Raw genomic sequence first — 22,183 nt, 5'->3', positions numbered from 1 at the left:
AAAAAACAATAAATCTGTCAGTGACAGAATGAGTTTAAGACAAACAATTATTTTAATGAGAGTTTGATCCTGGCTCAGGATGAACGCTGGCGGCGTGCCTAATACATGCAAGTAGAACGCTGAAGGAAGGAGCTTGCTCTTTCCGGATGAGTTGCGAACGGGTGAGTAACGCGTAGGTAACCTGCCTGGTAGCGGGGGATAACTATTGGAAACGATAGCTAATACCGCATAACAGTAGATGTTGCATGATATCTGCTTGAAAGGTGCAATTGCATCACTACCAGATGGACCTGCGTTGTATTAGCTAGTTGGTGAGGTAACGGCTCACCAAGGCGACGATACATAGCCGACCTGAGAGGGTGATCGGCCACACTGGGACTGAGACACGGCCCAGACTCCTACGGGAGGCAGCAGTAGGGAATCTTCGGCAATGGACGGAAGTCTGACCGAGCAACGCCGCGTGAGTGAAGAAGGTTTTCGGATCGTAAAGCTCTGTTGTAAGAGAAGAACGAGTGTGAGAGTGGAAAGTTCACACTGTGACGGTATCTTACCAGAAAGGGACGGCTAACTACGTGCCAGCAGCCGCGGTAATACGTAGGTCCCGAGCGTTATCCGGATTTATTGGGCGTAAAGCGAGCGCAGGCGGTTAGATAAGTCTGAAGTTAAAGGCTGTGGCTTAACCATAGTACGCTTTGGAAACTGTTTAACTTGAGTGCAAGAGGGGAGAGTGGAATTCCATGTGTAGCGGTGAAATGCGTAGATATATGGAGGAACACCGGTGGCGAAAGCGGCTCTCTGGCTTGTAACTGACGCTGAGGCTCGAAAGCGTGGGGAGCAAACAGGATTAGATACCCTGGTAGTCCACGCCGTAAACGATGAGTGCTAGGTGTTGGGTCCTTTCCGGGACTCAGTGCCGCAGCTAACGCATTAAGCACTCCGCCTGGGGAGTACGACCGCAAGGTTGAAACTCAAAGGAATTGACGGGGGCCCGCACAAGCGGTGGAGCATGTGGTTTAATTCGAAGCAACGCGAAGAACCTTACCAGGTCTTGACATCCCTCTGACCGCTCTAGAGATAGAGCTTTCCTTCGGGACAGAGGTGACAGGTGGTGCATGGTTGTCGTCAGCTCGTGTCGTGAGATGTTGGGTTAAGTCCCGCAACGAGCGCAACCCCTATTGTTAGTTGCCATCATTCAGTTGGGCACTCTAGCGAGACTGCCGGTAATAAACCGGAGGAAGGTGGGGATGACGTCAAATCATCATGCCCCTTATGACCTGGGCTACACACGTGCTACAATGGCTGGTACAACGAGTCGCAAGTCGGTGACGGCAAGCTAATCTCTTAAAGCCAGTCTCAGTTCGGATTGTAGGCTGCAACTCGCCTACATGAAGTCGGAATCGCTAGTAATCGCGGATCAGCACGCCGCGGTGAATACGTTCCCGGGCCTTGTACACACCGCCCGTCACACCACGAGAGTTTGTAACACCCGAAGTCGGTGAGGTAACCTTTTAGGAGCCAGCCGCCTAAGGTGGGATAGATGATTGGGGTGAAGTCGTAACAAGGTAGCCGTATCGGAAGGTGCGGCTGGATCACCTCCTTTCTAAGGATAAGGAAACCTGCACGTTCGTCTTGTTTAGTTTTGAGAGGTCTTGTGGGGCCTTAGCTCAGCTGGGAGAGCGCCTGCTTTGCACGCAGGAGGTCAGCGGTTCGATCCCGCTAGGCTCCATTGGTGAGAGATCACCAAGGATGAACATTGAAAATTGAATATCTATATCAAATAGTAACAAGAAAATAAACCGAAAACGCTGTGAATATTTAATGAGTTTTCTAATTTTTTAAGAAATTAGGTTAATAAGGTTAAGTTAATAAGGGCGCACGGTGGATGCCTTGGCACTAGGAGCCGAAGAAGGACGTGACAAACGACGAAATGCCTCGGGGAGCTGTAAGTAAGCTTAGATCCGGGGATGTCCGAATGGGGGAACCCAGCAGGTGATACCTGTTACCCATATCTGTTAAGGATATGAGGAGGAAGACGCAGTGAACTGAAACATCTAAGTAGCTGCAGGAAGAGAAAGCAAAAGCGATTGCCTTAGTAGCGGCGAGCGAAACGGCAGGAGGGCAAACCGAAGAGTTTACTCTTCGGGGTTGTAGGACTGCAATGTGGACTTAAAGATTATAGAAGAACTACCTGGGAAGGTAGGCCAAAGAGAGTAATAGCCTCGTATTTAAAATAGTCTTTATACCTAGCAGTATCCTGAGTACGGCGAGACACGTGGAATCTCGTCGGAATCTGGGAGGACCATCTCCCAACCCTAAATACTCCCTAGTGACCGATAGTGAACCAGTACCGTGAGGGAAAGGTGAAAAGCACCCCGGGAGGGGAGTGAAATAGAACCTGAAACCGTGTGCCTACAACAAGTTCGAGCCCGTTAATGGGTGAGAGCGTGCCTTTTGTAGAATGAACCGGCGAGTTACGATATGATGCGAGGTTAAGTTGAAGAGACGGAGCCGTAGGGAAACCGAGTCTGAATAGGGCGTCTTAGTATTATGTCGTAGACCCGAAACCATGTGACCTACCCATGAGCAGGTTGAAGGTGCGGTAAAACGCACTGGAGGACCGAACCAGGGCACGTTGAAAAGTGCTTGGATGACTTGTGGGTAGCGGAGAAATTCCAAACGAACTTGGAGATAGCTGGTTCTCTCCGAAATAGCTTTAGGGCTAGCGTCGACATTAAGATTCTTGGAGGTAGAGCACTGTTTGGGTGAGGGGTCCATCCCGGATTACCAATCTCAGATAAACTCCGAATGCCAATGAATTATGGTCGGCAGTCAGACTGCGAGTGCTAAGATCCGTAGTCGAAAGGGAAACAGCCCAGACCACCAGCTAAGGTCCCAAAATAATTGTTAAGTGGAAAAGGATGTGGGGTTGCACAGACAACTAGGATGTTAGCTTAGAAGCAGCTATTCATTCAAAGAGTGCGTAATAGCTCACTAGTCGAGTGACCCTGCGCCGAAAATGTACCGGGGCTAAAACAATTTACCGAAGCTGTGGATACCTTTAATGGTATGGTAGGAGAGCGTTCTATGTGTGAAGAAGGTATACCGTGAGGAGTGCTGGAACGCATAGAAGTGAGAATGCCGGTATGAGTAGCGAAAGACAGGTGAGAATCCTGTCCACCGTAAGACTAAGGTTTCCAGGGGAAGGCTCGTCCGCCCTGGGTTAGTCGGGACCTAAGGAGAGACCGAAAGGTGTATCCGATGGACAACAGGTTGATATTCCTGTACTAGAGTATGTAGTGATGGAGGGACGCAGTAGGCTAACTAAAGCGTGCGATTGGAAGTGCACGTCTAAGCAGTGAGGTGTGAATTGAGTTAAATGCTTAGTTCTATAACATTGAGCTGTGATGGGGAGCGAAGTTTAGTAGCGAAGTTAGTGATGTCACACTGCCAAGAAAAGCTTCTAGCGTTAAACATACTCTACCCGTACCGCAAACCGACACAGGTAGTCGAGGCGAGTAGCCTCAGGTGAGCGAGAGAACTCTCGTTAAGGAACTCGGCAAAATGACCCCGTAACTTCGGGAGAAGGGGTGCTGACTTCGGTCAGCCGCAGTGAATAGGCCCAAGCAACTGTTTATCAAAAACACAGCTCTCTGCTAAATCGTAAGATGATGTATAGGGGGTGACGCCTGCCCGGTGCTGGAAGGTTAAGAGGAGTGCTTAGCGTAAGCGAAGGTATGAATTGAAGCCCCAGTAAACGGCGGCCGTAACTATAACGGTCCTAAGGTAGCGAAATTCCTTGTCGGGTAAGTTCCGACCCGCACGAAAGGCGTAATGATTTGGGCACTGTCTCAACGAGAGACTCGGTGAAATTTTAGTACCTGTGAAGATGCAGGTTACCCGCGACAGGACGGAAAGACCCCATGGAGCTTTACTGCAGTTTGATATTGAGTGTCTGTGCCACATGTACAGGATAGGTAGGAGCCATAGAGATCGGGACGCCAGTTTCGATGGAGGCGATGTTGGGATACTACCCTTGTGTTATGGCCACTCTAACCCGGATAGGTGATCCCTATCGGAGACAGTGTCTGACGGGCAGTTTGACTGGGGCGGTCGCCTCCTAAAAGGTAACGGAGGCGCCCAAAGGTTCCCTCAGAATGGTTGGAAATCATTCGCAGAGTGTAAAGGTATAAGGGAGCTTGACTGCGAGAGCTACAACTCGAGCAGGGACGAAAGTCGGGCTTAGTGATCCGGTGGTTCCGTATGGAAGGGCCATCGCTCAACGGATAAAAGCTACCCTGGGGATAACAGGCTTATCTCCCCCAAGAGTTCACATCGACGGGGAGGTTTGGCACCTCGATGTCGGCTCGTCGCATCCTGGGGCTGTAGTCGGTCCCAAGGGTTGGGCTGTTCGCCCATTAAAGCGGCACGCGAGCTGGGTTCAGAACGTCGTGAGACAGTTCGGTCCCTATCCGTCGCGGGCGTAGGAAATTTGAGAGGATCTGCTCCTAGTACGAGAGGACCAGAGTGGACTTACCGCTGGTGTACCAGTTGTCTCGCCAGAGGCATCGCTGGGTAGCTATGTAGGGAAGGGATAAACGCTGAAAGCATCTAAGTGTGAAACCCACCTCAAGATGAGATTTCCCATAACTATATGTTAGTAAGAGCCCTGAGAGAAGATCAGGTAGATAGGTTAGGAGTGGAAGTTGTGTGAGCAATGGAGCGGACTAATACTAATAGCTCGAGGACTTATCCAAAAAGTAACTGAGGATATTTACAGCTGGTTAGATTTTTGTTAGAATATAGGTATTCAATTTTGAATGTTCATCATTCAGAGTTAAGTGACGATAGCCTAGGAGATACACCTGTACCCATGCCGAACACAGAAGTTAAGCCCTAGAACGCCGGAAGTAGTTGGGGGTTGCCCCCTGTGAGATATGGTAGTCGCTTAGCTTTTTTCCGCCATAGCTCAGTTGGTAGTAGCGCATGACTGTTAATCATGATGTCGTAGGTTCGAGTCCTACTGGCGGAGTCAGTACCCGAAAGGGTTTTTTTATTTTTCTTTATTAATAAAGTAAAAAAAAGGTTCTTTCGAACCTTTTTCTTAGTTAAAGAATACATTGTATAGAGCTTTAATAGCCTGTTTTTCTTGTTCTTGATTTACGACAAACATGATGGAAACTTCGCTGGATCCTTGAGAAATCATTTGGATATTAATATTATTTTCAGATAAAGCCTTTGTGGCTGTAGCTGTTACACCGATTTGATTTTTCATATTCTCTCCGACGATCATAATAATGGAGAGATCATGTTCAATTTCTGCATAGTCTACTTGTAAATCTTGGATTAAATGTTTTAAAATTTCTTGTTCTTTAATTGGTGTTAATTCTTTCGAACGGAGAATGACAGATAAATCGTCAATTCCAGTTGGCATGTGATCCCAACTGATGTTCAAGTCTTCTAAAATTTGTAATAATTTTCTACCAAAACCGACTTCTCTATTCATCAGGTATTTGGTGGTATTAATGCTGACAAATCCAGAGTCTCCTGCAATTCCAACGACTTTAACATTTTCATCGGTATGGTTCAGCACAATCTTCGTACCTGGATGTTTTGGGTTGTTGGTGTTCTTGATCACCATTGGAATCTTTCCACGATATGCAGGAACAAGTGCTTCATCATGGAGGACACTAAAGCCAGCATAGGCTAATTCCCGCATTTCTTTATAGGTTAATTCAGGAATAGAATGTGGCTGTTTGATAATGCCTGGGTGAGCTGCAAAAATACCATCGACGTCTGTAAAGTTCTCGTAGAGATCTGCTTTAACTCCCGCTGCAATAATAGATCCTGTAATATCAGAACCGCCTCTTGAAAAAGTACAGACTTGTCCTTCTTTAGTAATTCCAAAGAATCCAGGGATCACTAAAATTTCATTATGATTTCTCAGTTCTTCAATCTTATCGTAACTAGAAGGGAGAATGCGGGCATTGCAAGGTTCACTTGTTACAAAGATACCTGCATCTTTTGGATGGATATATTTTGCTTCTAAACCCTTTTTTACAAAGTAAGCTGCAATGAGTTTTGCATTGTTGTTCTCTCCAGCTGCTAAGAAGGTATCATATAAGAAGGTATTATCGGACTTGGGAAGTGTTGCAAGGGATTTGATATCTCTAGCAATCTCTTCGATGATTTCCTCGTCTAAGTCTAACTCCTCTGTAATGGAACGATAGCGATTGATAATCCATTCTTGACTTTGGTTCGTATCTTTTCCGTTGGTATATTCTTTATAATACTTGATGAGGGCATCTGTGACTTTTGTGTCCTCAGCATTGCGTTTCCCTGGAGCAGAAACGACCACGTATTGACGGGTTTCATCTTCTTTAACAATATTGAATACTTTTTCTAGCTGGGTAGCAGATGCTAACGAACTACCACCAAATTTAACTACTTTCATGTGGACTCCTTTATAAAACTTACTTTAAATTATACCAAAGATAAGGATTGGTTACAATCTAAAAAGCACTGTTATCAAGCGAGTCTTTCGGGTGAGACACTTTGTTATGAAAATGTAATTTACTTCTCAAAGTAGTTGTGCTAAAATAATATGAAAATAAATAAGTTCAATTATCAAACAATTTGAATAGCTAATTAGTAAAGAGGTGGCTTATGGTGTTCGAAACGATTATTTATTCTGTAGAAGAGGATCTCGCATCTATTATTTTAAATAGACCAGAGGTTTCAAATGGTTTTAACATTCCAATGTGTCAGGAAATCCTTGAAGCATTAGAATTAGCTGAGAAGAATCCAGATGTTCGTTTTATTTTATTTAAAGCAGTCGGCAAGGTTTTTTCAGTTGGTGGTGATTTAGCTGAGATGAAACGGGCTGTTGATGCTGATGATATCGATTCGTTAACGCAAATTGCGGAATTGGTCAATCAAATCTCTAAAAAAATGAAGCAAATTCCAAAACCAGTGATTATGGTTGCAGATGGTGCGGTTGCAGGAGCAACTGCTAATATGGCAGTAGCGGCGGACTTTTGTGTTGCTTCTGATAAAGCCAAGTTTATTCAAGCCTTTGTTGGGGTCGGTTTGGCTCCCGATGCTGGTGGTCTATTCCTTTTAGGAAGAGCCATTGGTTTGACTAGAGCAACTCAGTTAGCAATGACTGGTGAACCATTAGGTGCTGAAAAGGCTCTGGAATATGGCGTTGTGTACAAGGTTTCTGAAGTAGAAAAATTAGACAAGACTGTCAACCAACTACTCATGAAGTTAAGACGTAGCTCAGACAATTCTTTTGCTGCGATTAAAGAGTTGGCTTGGTCTAGCATGCTGACTGACTGGGATCGTTATGCTGAAATTGAGTTGCGATTGCAAAGAAATCTTTCTCTAAAGGAAGACTTTAAAGAAGGAGTTATTGCCTATTCAGAGCGTCGGCGCCCAAAATTCCAAGGAAAATAAAAACGTAAAATTTTTATGTTTTTATTGCTGAGGCTTGCTATTTGGTTTGATTTTTGATAAAATTCGATTATCAAAGTAATGAATAGGGGGTGTGGTTTTTGAATTTTCAACTAGTCAATGATTACCTTACATCCATTTTTAACAACGTATTAGTCATCGAAGAAACTAGTTTACGTAGCAGTCGATTTAATGATGTTTCCATCAAGGAAATGCACACAATAGATGTCATCGGCTCAACACCAAACGCAACTCCAAGTGATATTTCGCGTTCGTTAATGGTAACGTTAGGTACAGTCACTACCAGTTTAAATAATCTTGAACGAAAAGGTTATATTGAACGAACCAGATCTGAAGTCGATCGTCGGGTTGTCCATTTGAGTTTGACCAAAAGAGGCAAGCTCTTGTATCGGCTTCACCAACAATTTCACAAGCGGATGGTCAATCAAATTATTGATGGGATGTCTCCAGATGAACGGAAAGTGATGCAAAAAGGGTTGCAGAATCTTTATCGTTTCTTGGAGGAGTTGAAATAATGACTTTTGCAAAAATTAGTCAGGTAGCCCATTATGCGCCAAGCCAAGTGATTTCTAATCAGGATCTTTCTGAACGGATGGATACCAGCGATGAGTGGATTGCTAGTCGGACAGGAATTCGGAAGCGTCATATTACTCAATCAGAATCAACCAGCGATTTAGCTACGGAAGTGGCTCGACGCTTGCTTGAAAAAAGTGGTTTACAAGCGGATCAGTTGGATTTTATTATTGTTGCAACGATTTCGCCCGATTCCATGATGCCATCCACTGCAGCTCGTGTTCAAGCTAAAATTGGGGCCTCTAAAGCTTTTGTTTTTGATTTGACAGCAGCTTGTAGTGGATTTGTCTTTGCGCTTGCGACTGCTGAAAAGTTGCTTCGGTCTGGCCAGTACAAACGAGGAATCGTTATTGGAAGTGAAACCTTATCGAAAGTGATTGATTGGGAAGATCGGACAACAGCGGTCCTATTTGGGGATGGTGCTGGCGGTGTTTTATTGGAAGCTTCCGAACAACAAACTTTTTTAGCTGAAAGTTTATTTTCTGATGGTTCTCGTGGAGAGGTTCTTCAATCATCATCTGTTGGTTTGTCTTCACCATATTCTGATAAGGAAGAAGATAAAAAATATTTATCAATGGATGGAAGAGCAGTCTTTGATTTTGCTATTCGGGATGTGGCTAAGAGTATTAAACATATGTTGGCTAATGCTCCAGTAGCTGTTGATGAAATTGACTACTTTCTCTTACACCAGGCAAATGACCGTATCTTAGATAAAATGGCTAAGAAAATCGGGGTTGATCGGGAAAAACTTCCTGCAAATATGATGGAATATGGCAACACTAGTGCTGCAAGTATTCCAATTTTATTATCGGAGTGTGTCGACCAAGGACTAATCAAATTGGATGGAAGTCAAATAATTCTTCTTTCAGGATTTGGTGGAGGTTTGACATGGGGCTCACTTCTTGTTACAATCTAGTTAAACATGTGGAAACACATTTTAAAAATTTTTATTATTTTAAGGAGGCCAATCATGGCAGTATTTGAAAAAGTACAAGAAATTATCGTTGAAGAACTTGGTAAAGAACCATCAGAAGTAACTCTTGGGTCTACTTTTGAAGATCTTGAAGCTGATTCATTGGATTTGTTCCAAGTGATTTCAGAAATTGAAGATGCATTCGACATTCAAATTGAAACTGAAGAAGGATTGTCTACTGTAGGTGACCTTGTTGCTTACGTAGAAGAAAAAACTAAATAATAATGGATGAGAGTATCGAAAGATATTCTCTCTTGTTTAGGTAATAGTTTGACGCTCAAAGCAAAGAACCGCTTTCAAACTATTACTTAAGCGAAAATGAGGAAGGTACTATGCAAACACGAATTACTGAATTATTAAACATTAAATATCCAATTTTCCAAGGTGGTATGGCTTGGGTAGCAGATGGAGATCTTGCTGGAGCTGTATCTAATGCAGGTGGTCTTGGGATCATCGGTGGAGGAAATGCACCTAAAGAAGTTGTCAAAGCGAATATTGATCGCGTCAAATCCATTACTGACAAACCTTTTGGAGTCAATATCATGCTCCTTTCTCCTTTTGCAGATGATATCGTTGACTTGGTTATCGAAGAAGGGGTTAAAGTGGTTACCACTGGTGCAGGGAATCCTGGGAAATACATGGATCGTTTCCATGAAGCGGGCATTACCGTTATTCCGGTTGTACCTTCAGTAGCTTTAGCAAAACGGATGGAAAAACTAGGGGCGGATGCTGTCATTGCTGAGGGAATGGAAGCAGGAGGTCATATTGGTAAATTGACGACCATGACCTTGGTTCGTCAAGTGGTCGAAGCGGTCTCTATTCCAGTTATCGGTGCTGGTGGTGTTGCAGATGGTGCAGGAGCGGCTGCGGTCTTCATGCTTGGAGCAGATGCTGTTCAAGTGGGAACACGATTTGTCGTTGCTAAAGAATCAAATGCTCACCAAAACTTTAAGAATAAAATCTTGAAAGCTAAGGACATTGATACAGTGGTGTCTGCGTCAGTTGTTGGCCACCCAGTTCGTGCGATTAAGAATAAATTGGCTTCTGCCTATAACCAAGCTGAAAAAGATTTCTTGGCAGGTAAGAAGACTCAAGAAGAAATTGAAGAATTAGGAGCAGGTGCTCTTCGCAATGCGGTTGTTGACGGAGACGTTGATAATGGATCTGTGATGGCAGGACAAATTGCAGGTCTCGTAAGTAAAGAAGAAACCTGTTCTGAAATCTTGGAAGATATCTATCTTGGAGCTGCTAAGGTCATTCAGAAAGAAGCAGCTCGCTGGGCAGATGTGAAATTCTAACAAGTAAAGGAAAGGAAGAGAACAGTGACAAAACGTGCCTTCTTATTTGCTGGTCAAGGTGCCCAAAAATTGGGGATGGCTAGTGATTTGTATGCAACTTATCCCGTTGTCAAAGAGACATTTGATACGGCTAGTCGTATTCTAGGTTATGATTTGCGTGAATTGATTGATTCTGACGAAGAAAAACTCAATCAAACACGCTATACTCAACCAGCTATTTTGACAACTTCTGTAGCTATTTATCGTCTATTGGCAGAAAATGGCATAACACCGGATATTGTGGCTGGTCTCTCCCTAGGAGAATATTCTGCTTTGGTTGCTGCAGGCGCTCTTTCCTTTGAAGAAGCGGTCGCCTTGGTAGCTAAGCGAGGGGAATTTATGGAAACAGCTGCGCCTGCTGGAAGCGGGAAGATGGTAGCTGTTATGAATACTGATCCTGCCTTGATTGAAGAAATCTGTCAACAGGCTTCTGAAAAGGGAGTTGTAACACCAGCTAACTACAATACTCCTGCCCAAATTGTGATCGGTGGAGAGGTTGAAGCTGTGGATTATGCAGTTGAACTCTTACAAGAAGCAGGGGCAAAACGGTTGATTCCTCTGAATGTCTCTGGTCCTTTCCATACGGCCTTACTTGCTTCTGCTAGTGAAAAACTAGCGACTGAACTTGAAAAAGTTCCTTTTAAGGACTTTAGCTTGCCTTTGGTTGGGAATACAGAAGCAAAAATCATGAAATCAGACGAAATCAAAGCTTTATTAGCTCGGCAAGTGATGGAGCCCGTTCGTTTCTATGATTCGATTGCGACGATTCAAGAGTTTGGAGTAGATGAAGTGATTGAAATTGGTCCAGGTAAGGTCTTGACTGGTTTCTTGAAAAAGATTGATAAAACTCTTCCAACGAAAAATGTGGAGGATCAAGCCAGCCTTGATGCCCTACTGAACGAATAAGATGAGGTGACTATGGAACTAAAGAATAAAAATGTATTTGTTACTGGCTCAAGTCGAGGCATTGGATTGGCTATTGCGCATAAATTTGCGTCAAAAGGTGCCAACATTGTCTTAAATAGTCGTGGAGAGCTCCCAGCAGGCCTAGTGGATGAATTTGCCTCATACGGTGTGAAGGTAGTTGGTGTTACTGGGGACGTATCCCAAGCTGCGGAAGCGAAACGAATGGTCGCGGAAGCGATTGAAGCACTTGGCTCAGTAGACATCCTTGTCAACAATGCTGGGATTACCAATGATAAGCTCATGTTGAAATTGACGGAAGAAGATTTCGAGCAAGTCTTGAAGGTGAATTTGACCGGTGCTTTTAATATGACACAATCAGTCTTAAAACCGATGACCAAAGCACGTGAAGGTGCTATCATTAACATGTCGAGTGTTGTCGGTCTGACAGGAAATGTTGGACAAGCCAACTATGCAGCCTCAAAAGCTGGTTTGATTGGTTTTTCTAAATCTGTAGCACGTGAAGTAGCTGGTAGAAATGTCCGTGTAAATGTCATTGCGCCAGGCTTCATTGAGTCTGATATGACAGAAGGACTTCCTGAAAAAATTAAAGAAATGTCTCTCGCTCAAATTCCAATGAAACGATTTGGAAATACAGAAGAAGTGGCAGATGTTGCAGTCTTTCTTGCGACTCAAGAATATCTAACAGGGCAAGTCATCGCAATTGATGGTGGCTTAACCATGCAATAAAAAGAGGTAGGTTTTGAAATGAAATTAAATCGTGTTGTTGTAACAGGCTATGGCTTGACATCTCCAATCGGAAACACTCCAGAAGAATTTTGGAATAGTTTAAAAGAAGGAAAGATTGGAATTGGTCCGATTACAAAATTTGACCACAGTGACTTTGCTGTTCATAATGCAGCTGAAATCCAAGATTTCCCATTTGATAAGTACTTTATCAAGAAAGATACAAACCGCTTTGACAACTACTCTTTGTATGCTTTGTATGCCGCTCAAGAAGCTGTGAATCATGCAGGTTTAGATGTAGAAGCTATTGATAAAGATCGTTTTGGTGTCATTGTTGCTTCTGGTATTGGTGGTATCAAAGAAATTGAAGATCAAGTGATTCGTTTGCATGAAAAAGGACCAAAACGTGTCAAACCAATGACACTTCCAAAAGCTTTGCCAAATATGGCATCTGGTAATGTTGCGATGCGTTTTGGAGCTAATGGAATTTGTAAATCGATCAATACTGCTTGTGCCTCTTCCAATGATGCGATTGGAGATGCTTTCCGCGCTATTAAGTTTGGTTTTCAAGATTTGATGTTGGTTGGTGGTTCTGAAGCTTCTATTACACCATTTGCAATCGCCGGTTTCCAAGCCCTAACAGCTCTTTCAACAACAGAAGATCCAACTCGTGCTTCTATTCCATTTGATAAAGATCGGAATGGATTTGTAATGGGTGAAGGATCAGGAATGTTGGTACTTGAAAGTTTGGAACACGCTGAAAAACGTGGTGCAACCATTCTTGCTGAAGTCGTGGGCTACGGAAATACTTGTGATGCTTACCATATGACTTCTCCACATCCAGAAGGTCAAGGTGCTATCAAAGCAATGAAGTTGGCTTTGGATGAGGCAGAAATTGAACCAGCTCAAGTTGATTATGTCAACGCTCATGGTACCTCTACTCCAGCAAATGAAAAAGGAGAAAGTGGTGCAATCGTTTCTGTATTTGGTACAGAAGTTCCAGTATCTTCTACAAAATCATTTACAGGTCACCTCTTGGGGGCAGCAGGGGCAGTTGAGGCTATTGCGACGATTGAAGCAATTCGCCATCAATATGTTCCAAAAACTGCTGGAACACAAGAGTTATCAGATTATATTGAAGCTAATGTCATCTTTGGTGAAGGGCAAGAACGTCCGATTTCTTATGCCATTTCCAATACATTTGGATTTGGAGGACACAATGCTGTCTTAGCCTTTAAACGTTGGGAGGGATAAAGTGAATATTCAAGAGATTAAAGACTTAATGAGTCAATTTGACCAATCTAGTCTTCGTGAATTTAGCTATCAAAATGCAACGGATGTGCTATCATTTAGTAAAAATGCTGGTAGTGTAGCTAGCCCACAACCTGCTACGCCAGCTCCTGTAGTTCAAGAAGTGGCACCTGCTGTTGAGAGCCCTGTTGTTCTTGCAGAAGAACCAGTTGCTTCTTCAGCACCAGCTCCTGAAGCAAGTCCAGCAGTAGCAGCAGAAGGGGAAGTGGTTGAAAGTCCTCTTGTTGGTGTAGCTTATTTAGCTTCAGGTCCAGATAAAACAGCTTTTGTTCAGGTTGGAGATAGCGTTTCAAAAGGCCAAACCCTATTGATTATTGAAGCGATGAAAGTTATGAACGAAGTTCCTGCACCAAGGGATGGAATTGTCACTGAAATCCTTGTTTCAAATGAAGAAATGGTTGAGTTTGGGAAAGGATTGGTACGGATTAAATGATCGATATTCAAGCTATTAAAGAGGCTCTTCCGCATCGCTATCCGATGTTGTTGGTGGATCGCGTCCTTGAAACAAGTGAGGATACGATTGTAGCCATTAAGAATGTGACGATCAATGAGCCCTTCTTTAATGGGCACTTTCCAAGCTACCCAGTAATGCCAGGTGTCCTCATTATGGAAGCCTTGGCACAAACTGCCGGTGTCTTAGAATTATCCAAACCAGAAAATAAAGGAAAATTAGTCTTTTATGCTGGAATGGATAAGGTTAAATTTAAAAAACAAGTCGTTCCGGGAGATCAGCTCGTAATGACAGCTACCTTTGTCAAGCGCCGTGGTTCGATTGCGGTCGTGGAAGCAAAAGCGGAAGTCGATGGGAAATTAGCTGCTAGCGGGACCCTAACATTTGCAATTGGTAACTAGGGAGGTTTCTATGTTCCGAAAAATTTTAATCGCGAATCGTGGTGAAATTGCGGTCCGGATTATTCGAGCTGCTCGTGAATTAGGAATTGAAACAGTCGCTGTCTATTCAACGGCTGATAAGGAAGCCTTGCATACCTTACTAGCGGATGAAGCAGTTTGTATTGGGCCTGCCAAGTCAACCGAGTCTTATTTGAACATGAATGCTGTTTTATCTGCAGCTGTTTTGACTGGATCAGAAGCGATTCACCCAGGATTTGGATTTTTGAGTGAAAATTCGAAGTTTGCCACCATGTGTGAAGAAGTCGGGATTAAGTTTATTGGACCATCAGGATATGTCATGGATATGATGGGTGATAAAATTAATGCCCGAGCACAAATGATCAAAGCAGGTGTACCTGTAATTCCAGGATCAGATGGTGAAGTTCATACAGCTGAAGAAGCCTTGGAAGTTGCCGATCGGATTGGCTATCCTGTCATGCTGAAGGCATCAGCTGGAGGTGGCGGTAAAGGGATCCGTAAAGTAGAACGGGCAGAAGACCTAGTTCCAGCTTTTGAATCTGCTTCGACAGAAGCTAAGGCGGCCTTTGGCAATGGAGCTATGTACCTTGAACGCGTCATCTACCCAGCTCGTCATATTGAGGTTCAAATCTTGGCTGACCAATTTGGGCATGTGGTTCATTTGGGTGAACGGGATTGTTCCCTTCAAAGAAACAACCAAAAAGTCCTCGAAGAATCTCCATCCGTAGCAATCGGTAAGACAATTCGAGACCAAATCGGATCTGCAGCTGTCCGAGCAGCAGAATCTGTTGGCTATGAAAATGCTGGGACAATCGAGTTTCTTTACGATGAAGGTAAAGGCGAATTTTACTTCATGGAGATGAATACTCGGGTTCAAGTTGAGCATCCCGTGACAGAATTTGTCACAGGAATTGATATCGTGAAAGAGCAAATTAAAATTGCTGCTGGGCAAGAATTGTCTGTAAGCCAAGAAGATATTCAAATTTCTGGCCATGCAATTGAATGCCGGATCAATGCAGAAAATCCTGCCTTTAACTTTGCACCAAGTCCAGGAAAAATCACCAATCTCTATCTTCCAAGTGGAGGAGTCGGCTTGCGCGTGGATTCAGCTGTCTACCCTGGCTATACGATTCCACCTTACTACGATAGTATGATTGCCAAAATCATTGTCCATGGAGAGAATCGTTTTGATGCCTTGATGAAGATGCAACGCGCCCTCTATGAGTTGGAAATTGACGGTGTAATGACCAACAGTGATTTCCAATTGGATTTGATTTCAGATTCGAATGTGATTGCTGGTGATTACGATACCGCCTTTCTGATGGAGACATTTTTACCAAATTATCAGAAAAATCAATAAGCAATGAACTTTGTAAATGTGAGATTCATTTTCACAAGGAATGAACACGCACAATTACAAAGTTCTTTTACCAAGTAAGGAGAAGTTGATGGCTTTATTTTCTAAAAAAGATAAGTACATTCGAATTAATCCCAATCGGTCGGCCATTGAAGCACCTCAGCCAAAACCAGAGGTTCCAGATGAGTTGTTTTCTCAGTGTCCGGGCTGTAAACATACGATTTACCAAAAGGATCTGGGAAGTGAACGTCTGTGTCCTAAGTGTGGTTATACCTTCCGCATCTCTGCAGTTGAGCGACTTCAATTGACGATTGATCCAGGAAGCTTTATTGAATTGTTTACGGGTATTGAGACCAAGGACCCGCTTAAGTTTCCAAACTACAAGAAGAAATTGGCGGCTGTTCGTGAATTGACAGGACTAGATGAAGCTGTGCTAACAGGAACTGCAAAGATCGGGGGCCATCAAGTGGCTCTTGGTATTATGGATTCTAATTTCATCATGGCTTCTATGGGCTCTGTGGTCGGTGAAAAGATTACCCGTCTATTTGAATTGGCGACAGAAGAAAGGCTCCCAGTTGTGCTCTTTACCGCTTCTGGTGGCGCTCGGATGCAAGAAGGAATCGTCAGTTTGATGCAGATGGCTAAAATCTCTGCAGCTGTTCAAAGACACTCAAAAGCAGGCCTGTTTTATTTGACGGTTTTAACAGACCCAACAACAGGAGGGGTAACGGCGTCGTTTGCAATGGAAGGAGATATTATCATTGCAGAGAGCCAGGCCCTTGTGGGATTTGCAGGTCGAAGAGTGATCGAGTCTACCGTACGGGAACAGTTGCCGGATAATTTCCAAAAGGCTGAATTTTTGCAGGAGCATGGCTTTGTGGATGTGATTGTCCAGCGTAGTGAAATGCGTTCAACAATCGCAGACTTGTTAGCCTTTCATGGAGGGAAGTAATGACAAGAATAACACAAATTATTAAAGAAGCTCGTGACCAAGGACGTTTGACTGCTCTCGATTATGCTCATGGAATTTTTGATAATTTTATCGAATTGCATGGAGATCGGAATTTCCGAGATGACGGTGCAGTGATCGGTGGAATTGGTTGGCTAGGGGATCAAGCGGTAACGGTTGTTGGGATTCAAAAAGGAAAGAATCTTCAGGACAACCTCAGTCGAAACTTTGGCCAACCTCATCCAGAAGGCTATCGAAAAGCCTTGCGTCTGATGAAACAGGCGGAGAAATTTGGTCGTCCAGTAGTAACCTTCATCAATACTGCGGGTGCTTATCCGGGTGTTGGCGCTGAAGAGCGGGGACAGGGTGAGGCTATTGCCCGCAACCTCATGGAAATGAGTGATTTAAAAGTTCCGATTATCGCGATTATCATCGGAGAAGGTGGTTCTGGTGGGGCCTTGGCTCTTGCTGTAGCAGATAAGGTCTGGATGCTTGAGAACTCCATCTATGCGGTCTTGAGTCCAGAAGGTTTTGCCTCTATTCTCTGGAAAGACGGAAGCCGTGCCATGGAAGCAGCTGAATTGATGAAGATTACTTCGCATGAGTTGTTGAATATGGATATTGTGGACAAAGTGATTCCGGAGCATGGTTTTTCTAATGGCGAATTACTAGCTCAAGTGAAGGAAGAAATCCAAGCAGAATTGAAGAAGCTACAAGCCTTGCCTCTCGAAGAACTTCTAGAGCAACGTTACCAACGTTTTCGTAAATATTAAAAAACTGAGCTTGCAATTTGCAAGGCTCAGTTTTTTTAAACTTTATTTTGGTGTGATGACTTCAGCGCCACCCATGTATGGACGAAGAACTTCAGGAATGGTTACAGAACCATCTTCATTTTGATAGTTTTCAAGAATAGCAGCGACGGTACGTCCAACAGCCAATCCAGAACCGTTCAAAGTGTGAAGAAGTTTGACTTTACCATCTGCTTCATCACGGTAGCGGATTTGAGCACGACGTGCTTGGAAATCTTCTGTATTTGAACAGCTTGAGATTTCACGATAGGTATTTTGTGCTGGGATCCATACTTCCAAGTCATAAGTCTTAGCAGCTGAGAAGCCCATGTCTCCCGTTGAGAGAGCCACGACACGATATGGAAGGTTGAGTTTTTGAAGGATGTTTTCAGCGTTGGCTGTCATCTTTTCCAATTCTTCATATGATTCTTCCGGTTTGGCAAATTTGACCATTTCTACCTTATGGAATTGGTGCAAACGAATCAAACCACGAGTATCACGACCAGCAGAACCAGCTTCAGAACGGAATGATGGACTCATGGCAGTAAAGTAGATTGGTAGATCTTTACCATCAATGATTTCATCACGGTAGTAGTTGGTCAGTGGAACTTCAGCAGTTGGAATCAAGACATAGTTGGTGTCGCTGAGTTCAAAAGTATCTTCCTTGAATTTTGGATATTGACCAGTACCAAACATAGAATCGTGGTTGACCATGTAAGGGGTGATGACTTCTGTGTATCCTTCCTTGCCATGCTCATCCAACATAAAGTTATAGATAGCACGTTCTAAGCGAGCTCCAAGCCCCTTGTAGAAGAGGAAACGAGCGCCTGTGACTTTACCACCACGTTCCCAGTCAAGGATGTCTAAGTCTTCTCCAAGGTCCCAGTGAGCTTTTGGTTCGAAGTTAAACTCGCGAGGAGTTCCCCAACGGCGAACTTCTACGTTATCGTCTTCATCAGCCCCAACAGGCACACTATCAGCAGGGATATTTGGAAGAGTCGTAGTAAATTCTGTCAATTTCGCATCGATTTCTGCCAATTCTGCATCAAGAGCTTTGACCTCAGCAGAAAGAGTTTGCATGGCAGCAATCTTATCATCTGCATTTTCTTTGTTGCGTTTAGCTTGGGCGATTTCAGCAGATACTGTGTTACGCTCAGCCTTGAGGGCTTCTACTTTGACCAAGATGTCTCGACGTTTGGCATCGATTTCTTTCATTTCGTTCAAGATGGCAGCATCTACACCGCGTGTCGCTAATTTTTCAGCAACTGCATCAAAGTCTGTACGAATTCGTTTAATATCTAACATAGCTTCTCCTTTAACAAAAAGCACACCTGTTAGAGTGTTGGAGTGGCAGGGCCACGGTTCCATCCAACTTCACAGGTGTGCACTTGATTTGATCTTCAATTTTTGATAAACGGTAGAATTTCAATTGAGTCCTCTATCTGCTCGCAGCATCCGCAGACTTTCTGAAAGATTTCCTTAATTTACTTATCCGTTTTCGTTTATTATACAAGAAAAGTACCTATTTTGCAAATAGATTTTTAATTTTAGCTGCGATGGTTTGGATCAAGGTCGGTAGCTTGACAATTCTATCATTTCCTAGATGTTCCCGAGCAATCTTTAAAATTTTTCCAGAGTCTTTTGAAGCAAAGAGAAATTTTGATTCTCTGGTATAGATTTCAAAATGGCGGCTAATTTTACGTCCGGATACATTGGCTCCGATTCGCTCGATTTCTTGCCAGGGAATTTGGATGTAGTCTTCAACATTAGCATCCGCATAAAATTCAAAAGCGGCATTCCCAACTAGGATTTTTCCAACCTTTCCCCCCACTCCAAGGTAAGAAACCCCTGTAGTATGGAATTCAACGGTTTTATTCAATGATTGAGCCATGAGATCCTCCTGTATTGCTGTTCACTCCATTATATCATAATAAAAAGAAGGCCGAAACCTTCTTTTTAGTTGATCTTTGCTTACATCAAGCCAGCAACGTGTGCTAATACACCGATTACAAAGAGAGCGATGATGATAGTGATTGGAGATACTTTTTTCTTCAACAACCACATACAAGCAAAAGTAAGAAGCAATCCCATCAAACCAGGAATCAATGAATCCAAGTTTTGTTGGAAAGTTGTAACTTTTTCAGGTGTTTGAGATAGGCCTGAACCAACTTGAGCGAAGGCTTCTTGGATACCCTTGTATCCTTCAGGAAGTTTATCCCAGTGGATATAAGCTTTGTCGTCTAATTTGACAGAAGAAACATTAAAGATGAATTTAATAGATACCCAACGTTCTACCAAGACAGCAAGGATGAACATCCCAAGGATAGAAGCCCCTTTAGTGATGTCTTGCAAGATCCCACCAGACATATCTTTGGTAATTTCAGAACCTGCTTTGTAGCCAAGTTCTTGCGTGTACCACAAGAAGGCCATACGAATCGCATTCCATGCGATAAAGAAGATGAGTGGGCCAAGGATGTTACCAGACGCAGCAAGTGATGCACCAAGGGCACCAAGGATAGGACGTACTGTAAACCAGAATACTGGATCTCCGATACCCGCCAAAGGACCCATCATACCAATTTTAACCCCTTGGATGGCAGCATCGTCAATCGCAGCACCGTTTGCTCTTTCTTCTTCAAGAGCAAGTGTTACCCCGATGATAGGAGCGGCAACGTATGGGTGAGTGTTGAAGAATTCCATGTGACGTTCAAGAGCAGCCGCTTGGTCTTCTTTCTTCGTGTAGAGTTTTTTGATAGCTGGGATCAATGAGTAAGCCCAACCCAAGTTTTGCATCCGTTCATAGTTCCAAGAACCTTGCAAGAAGGTTGAACGCCACCAAACTTTTTGACGATCTGATTTAGATAATTGTAATTTTTCAGTCATGATAGTGTCACACCTTTCTTAATAGTCTTCGAGAATGTCGCCAATTGGATCGTTAGAAGTAGCGGCACCGCCACCTCCATTGCCACCTTTCTTAGAAAGAGTAAGGTAGATCAAGGCAAGGGCAACACCAATTGCTCCAAGGGCGATCAAGGTCAATTGGCTAACAGCTGCAAGAGCAAAACCGATGGCAAAGAATGGCCATACTTCACGGCTCGCCATCATGTTGATAACCATGGCATAACCAACGGCTACAACCATACCACCACCGATTTGCATTCCATCAGAGAGCCATTTTGGCATTTGTTCAAGAGCAGTTTTGACAGTTTCAGCAGGAATCATCAACAAGAGGGCTGCAGGAATGGCGATACGAAGACCTTGAAGAAGAAGGGCCACAAAGTGAGCGCGTTCTACACCTTTGATATCCCCTTTTCTAGCAGCAGCGTCGGCAGTGTGAACCAAACCAACGGAAAGGGTACGGACGATCATGGTCAAGAAAAGACCAGCAACTGCAAGTGGAATAGCGACACCTTGAGCGACAGCGATTCCTTTTGTACTGAAGTCTCCCCCAAGTACCATGATGATGGCAGCAGCGACAGATGCAAGGGCAGCATCGGGTGCAACTGCGGCACCAATGTTTGCCCAGCCAAGTGCAATAAATTGAAGTGAACCACCAAGCATAATGCCAGCAGTCAAGTTACCTGTTACCAAACCGATTAAGGTACAAGCAACAAGGGGTTGGTGGAATTGGAATTGGTCAAGGATACCTTCAAGACCTGCTAAGAAGGCAACAACGACCACTAATACCATAGAAATAATAGACATGTTTAAAATCCTTTCGTAAGTAATCGATTATTGAACGTTAGCTTTGTTAATTAAGTCAAACAAATCTTTCTTAGAGTCATTTGGCACTTTACGGACGTCAAATTCCACTCCAAGATCACGCATTTTTTCAAATGTAGCCACGTCATCTTTATCCATTGACAACACATTGTTAACCATGGTTTTACCAGTTGAGTGGGCCATTGAACCAACGTTCAAGGTTTTAATCGGAACACCACCTTCGATGGCGCGAAGAGCATCTTGAGGTGTTTCAAATAAGATCAAAGCATGGGTATTTCCAAAACGTGGATCTTTTGCAACGTCGATCAATTTTTGAATTGGGACAACGTTTGCTTTCACACCATTTGGTGCCGCTTGTTTGATCAATTCCTTACGGAGTTCATCTTTAGCAACAGAATCTGAAGCAACAATGATCCGATCGGCTTTTGAATCAGGTGTCCAAGCAGTTGCCACTTGTCCATGAAGAAGACGTGTATCTAAGCGGGCAAGGTTAATCTTGAGTTTTCCATCTCCGATAACTGTTCCTTCTGGAATAGCAGCTTGGGCAACAGGAGCAGCTGAAGCAGTGCTTGCTTCTTCAACTGGATTCAATTCTTCTGGAAGAGCTTTGATTCCATCTTTAGATTCTTTGATGATGTTTGCAGCAACTTGATCAACACCAGCAGTTGCATCCATCAAACGTTCAGTATAAGCTTGAATCAACATCGGAAGGTTCAATCCTGTGAGGATCGCAAATTTGCGATCTGGATTTTCACCCATAACGCGACTCGCTTGGTTAAATGGAGAACCACTCCAAAGGTCAGCCAAAACCAAGATTTCGTCTTCTGCATCAAATGCGGCAACAGCAGCATTGAATTTAGCATAGAGATCATCTGGGCCTTCACTTGGCATGAACGTAACCACTTGAACTTTCTCTTGATCCCCAAAGATCATCGAGCCGGATTGGTGGATTCCAGCTGCAAATTCACCGTGGCTAGCAATAATGATACCAATACTCATTATTGACATTCCTCCTTATAAAATTTGTTTGACTTTCAGTTTAAGAAAACTTTAAGCTTATCTATTATAAAACGTTTTCATAATAAAGTCAATTTTTCAGTACTAAATTAAAGGAAAAAGAGAAGTCTTTAACATATTAAATTGTTAACATCTGAGGTCGCTTGCTAGCAGACTTATTTG

At 43.4% G+C, this 22,183-nt stretch carries 19 protein-coding genes, 2 tRNA genes and 3 rRNA genes; 18 read left to right on the top strand and 6 right to left on the bottom strand.

Features of this window, described 5'->3' with window-relative positions; all coding sequences use genetic code 11:
• The first annotated feature begins 51 nt into the window (after positions 1-51).
• The 5 genes from ADF75_RS05150 to ADF75_RS05130 all read left to right on the top strand — a co-directional run bounded on the left by ADF75_RS05150 (position 52) and on the right by ADF75_RS05130 (position 5,029).
• Positions 52-1,600: ribosomal RNA gene (locus tag ADF75_RS05150) — 16S ribosomal RNA — on the top strand.
• Between the two features lie 53 nt (positions 1,601-1,653).
• Positions 1,654-1,726: transfer RNA gene (locus ADF75_RS05145), tRNA-Ala, on the top strand.
• 129 nt (positions 1,727-1,855) lie between these two features.
• Positions 1,856-4,754, top strand: a 23S ribosomal RNA gene (locus tag ADF75_RS05140).
• 80 nt (positions 4,755-4,834) lie between these two features.
• Positions 4,835-4,950 (top strand): 5S ribosomal RNA (gene rrf / locus ADF75_RS05135).
• The 16S, 23S and 5S rRNA genes sit together here with 2 tRNA genes alongside, the layout of an rRNA operon.
• Before the next feature lie 5 nt (positions 4,951-4,955).
• Positions 4,956-5,029 (top strand) — tRNA-Asn (locus tag ADF75_RS05130).
• A 72-nt stretch (positions 5,030-5,101) separates the two neighbouring features.
• Here ADF75_RS05130 and ADF75_RS05125 read toward each other — a convergent pair.
• Entirely contained in the window at positions 5,102-6,451 is a 1,350-nt protein-coding gene (locus ADF75_RS05125) for an aspartate kinase (protein WP_048789391.1), read from the bottom strand.
• A 212-nt stretch (positions 6,452-6,663) separates the two neighbouring features.
• On the opposite strand from ADF75_RS05125, the gene ADF75_RS05120 reads away from it, so the two are divergent.
• The 13 genes from ADF75_RS05120 to ADF75_RS05060 all read left to right on the top strand — a co-directional run bounded on the left by ADF75_RS05120 (position 6,664) and on the right by ADF75_RS05060 (position 17,266).
• Positions 6,664-7,455 carry an enoyl-CoA hydratase gene (locus ADF75_RS05120; protein ID WP_048789390.1) on the top strand — a complete coding sequence of 264 codons (792 nt, stop codon included), beginning with the start codon at positions 6,664-6,666 and terminating at the stop codon, positions 7,453-7,455.
• 98 nt (positions 7,456-7,553) lie between these two features.
• On the top strand, positions 7,554-7,988 hold the full coding sequence (locus ADF75_RS05115; protein ID WP_006597415.1) for a MarR family winged helix-turn-helix transcriptional regulator: 435 nt from the start codon (positions 7,554-7,556) through the stop codon (positions 7,986-7,988).
• Entirely contained in the window at positions 7,988-8,962 is a 975-nt protein-coding gene (locus tag ADF75_RS05110) for a beta-ketoacyl-ACP synthase III (RefSeq protein WP_048688758.1), read from the top strand. Before ADF75_RS05115 ends, ADF75_RS05110 begins: the two co-directional genes overlap by 1 nt.
• A gap of 54 nt (positions 8,963-9,016) precedes the next feature.
• A complete protein-coding gene (locus ADF75_RS05105) occupies positions 9,017-9,241 on the top strand; it encodes an acyl carrier protein (RefSeq protein WP_048789389.1) in 225 nt (74 codons plus the stop codon).
• A gap of 110 nt (positions 9,242-9,351) precedes the next feature.
• On the top strand, positions 9,352-10,317 hold the full coding sequence (fabK, locus tag ADF75_RS05100; protein WP_048789388.1) for an enoyl-[acyl-carrier-protein] reductase FabK: 966 nt from the start codon (positions 9,352-9,354) through the stop codon (positions 10,315-10,317).
• Between the two features lie 24 nt (positions 10,318-10,341).
• Positions 10,342-11,262 (top strand): ACP S-malonyltransferase, encoded by a 921-nt coding sequence (fabD, locus tag ADF75_RS05095; RefSeq protein WP_048789387.1) that lies wholly within the window; start codon positions 10,342-10,344, stop codon positions 11,260-11,262.
• Positions 11,263-11,274: 12 nt separating this feature from the next.
• On the top strand, positions 11,275-12,009 hold the full coding sequence (fabG, locus tag ADF75_RS05090; RefSeq protein ID WP_048688768.1) for a 3-oxoacyl-[acyl-carrier-protein] reductase: 735 nt from the start codon (positions 11,275-11,277) through the stop codon (positions 12,007-12,009).
• 18 nt (positions 12,010-12,027) lie between these two features.
• Positions 12,028-13,260 carry a beta-ketoacyl-ACP synthase II gene (gene fabF, locus ADF75_RS05085; RefSeq protein ID WP_023022242.1) on the top strand — a complete coding sequence of 411 codons (1,233 nt, stop codon included), beginning with the start codon at positions 12,028-12,030 and terminating at the stop codon, positions 13,258-13,260.
• 1 nt (position 13,261) lies between these two features.
• Positions 13,262-13,750 (top strand): acetyl-CoA carboxylase biotin carboxyl carrier protein, encoded by a 489-nt coding sequence (gene accB, locus ADF75_RS05080; protein WP_048789386.1) that lies wholly within the window; start codon positions 13,262-13,264, stop codon positions 13,748-13,750.
• Positions 13,747-14,169, top strand: a complete 423-nt coding sequence (fabZ, locus tag ADF75_RS05075; RefSeq protein ID WP_006596902.1) for a 3-hydroxyacyl-ACP dehydratase FabZ — start codon at positions 13,747-13,749, stop codon at positions 14,167-14,169. Before accB ends, fabZ begins: the two co-directional genes overlap by 4 nt.
• Positions 14,170-14,179: 10 nt before the next feature.
• Positions 14,180-15,547 (top strand): acetyl-CoA carboxylase biotin carboxylase subunit, encoded by a 1,368-nt coding sequence (locus tag ADF75_RS05070; protein ID WP_048789385.1) that lies wholly within the window; start codon positions 14,180-14,182, stop codon positions 15,545-15,547.
• Between the two features lie 88 nt (positions 15,548-15,635).
• The gene (accD, locus tag ADF75_RS05065; RefSeq protein WP_048789384.1) at positions 15,636-16,496 is read left to right on the top strand and encodes an acetyl-CoA carboxylase, carboxyltransferase subunit beta; all 861 of its coding nucleotides are present in this window, start codon (positions 15,636-15,638) and stop codon (positions 16,494-16,496) included.
• Positions 16,496-17,266: an acetyl-CoA carboxylase carboxyl transferase subunit alpha gene (locus ADF75_RS05060; RefSeq protein ID WP_048789383.1), complete on the top strand. Its 771-nt coding sequence runs from the start codon at positions 16,496-16,498 to the stop codon at positions 17,264-17,266. The genes accD and ADF75_RS05060 overlap by 1 nt, the downstream gene beginning before the upstream one ends.
• Before the next feature lie 42 nt (positions 17,267-17,308).
• On the opposite strand, the gene serS is transcribed toward ADF75_RS05060, so the two are convergent.
• The 5 genes from serS to ADF75_RS05035 all read right to left on the bottom strand — a co-directional run bounded on the left by serS (position 17,309) and on the right by ADF75_RS05035 (position 22,003).
• On the bottom strand, positions 17,309-18,586 hold the full coding sequence (serS, locus tag ADF75_RS05055; RefSeq protein ID WP_048789382.1) for a serine--tRNA ligase: 1,278 nt from the start codon (positions 18,584-18,586) through the stop codon (positions 17,309-17,311).
• A gap of 217 nt (positions 18,587-18,803) precedes the next feature.
• The gene (locus tag ADF75_RS05050) at positions 18,804-19,172 is read right to left on the bottom strand and encodes a DUF956 family protein (RefSeq protein ID WP_048789381.1); all 369 of its coding nucleotides are present in this window, start codon (positions 19,170-19,172) and stop codon (positions 18,804-18,806) included.
• An 80-nt stretch (positions 19,173-19,252) separates the two neighbouring features.
• Positions 19,253-20,164, bottom strand: coding sequence for a PTS system mannose/fructose/sorbose family transporter subunit IID (locus ADF75_RS05045; protein ID WP_003010435.1), 912 nt, complete (start codon positions 20,162-20,164; stop codon positions 19,253-19,255).
• A gap of 18 nt (positions 20,165-20,182) precedes the next feature.
• The gene (locus ADF75_RS05040; protein WP_048789380.1) at positions 20,183-20,986 is read right to left on the bottom strand and encodes a PTS mannose/fructose/sorbose transporter subunit IIC; all 804 of its coding nucleotides are present in this window, start codon (positions 20,984-20,986) and stop codon (positions 20,183-20,185) included.
• Positions 20,987-21,013: 27 nt separating this feature from the next.
• On the bottom strand, positions 21,014-22,003 hold the full coding sequence (locus ADF75_RS05035; protein WP_048789379.1) for a PTS sugar transporter subunit IIB: 990 nt from the start codon (positions 22,001-22,003) through the stop codon (positions 21,014-21,016).
• Positions 22,004-22,183: the final 180 nt, after the last annotated feature.

The organism is Streptococcus sp. 1171_SSPC, assembly GCF_001069335.1.
Lineage (GTDB): Bacteria > Bacillota > Bacilli > Lactobacillales > Streptococcaceae > Streptococcus > Streptococcus xiaochunlingii.
The sequence above is the reverse complement of the archived record's forward strand: the minus strand, read 5'-3'. Positions and strand labels throughout refer to the sequence as shown.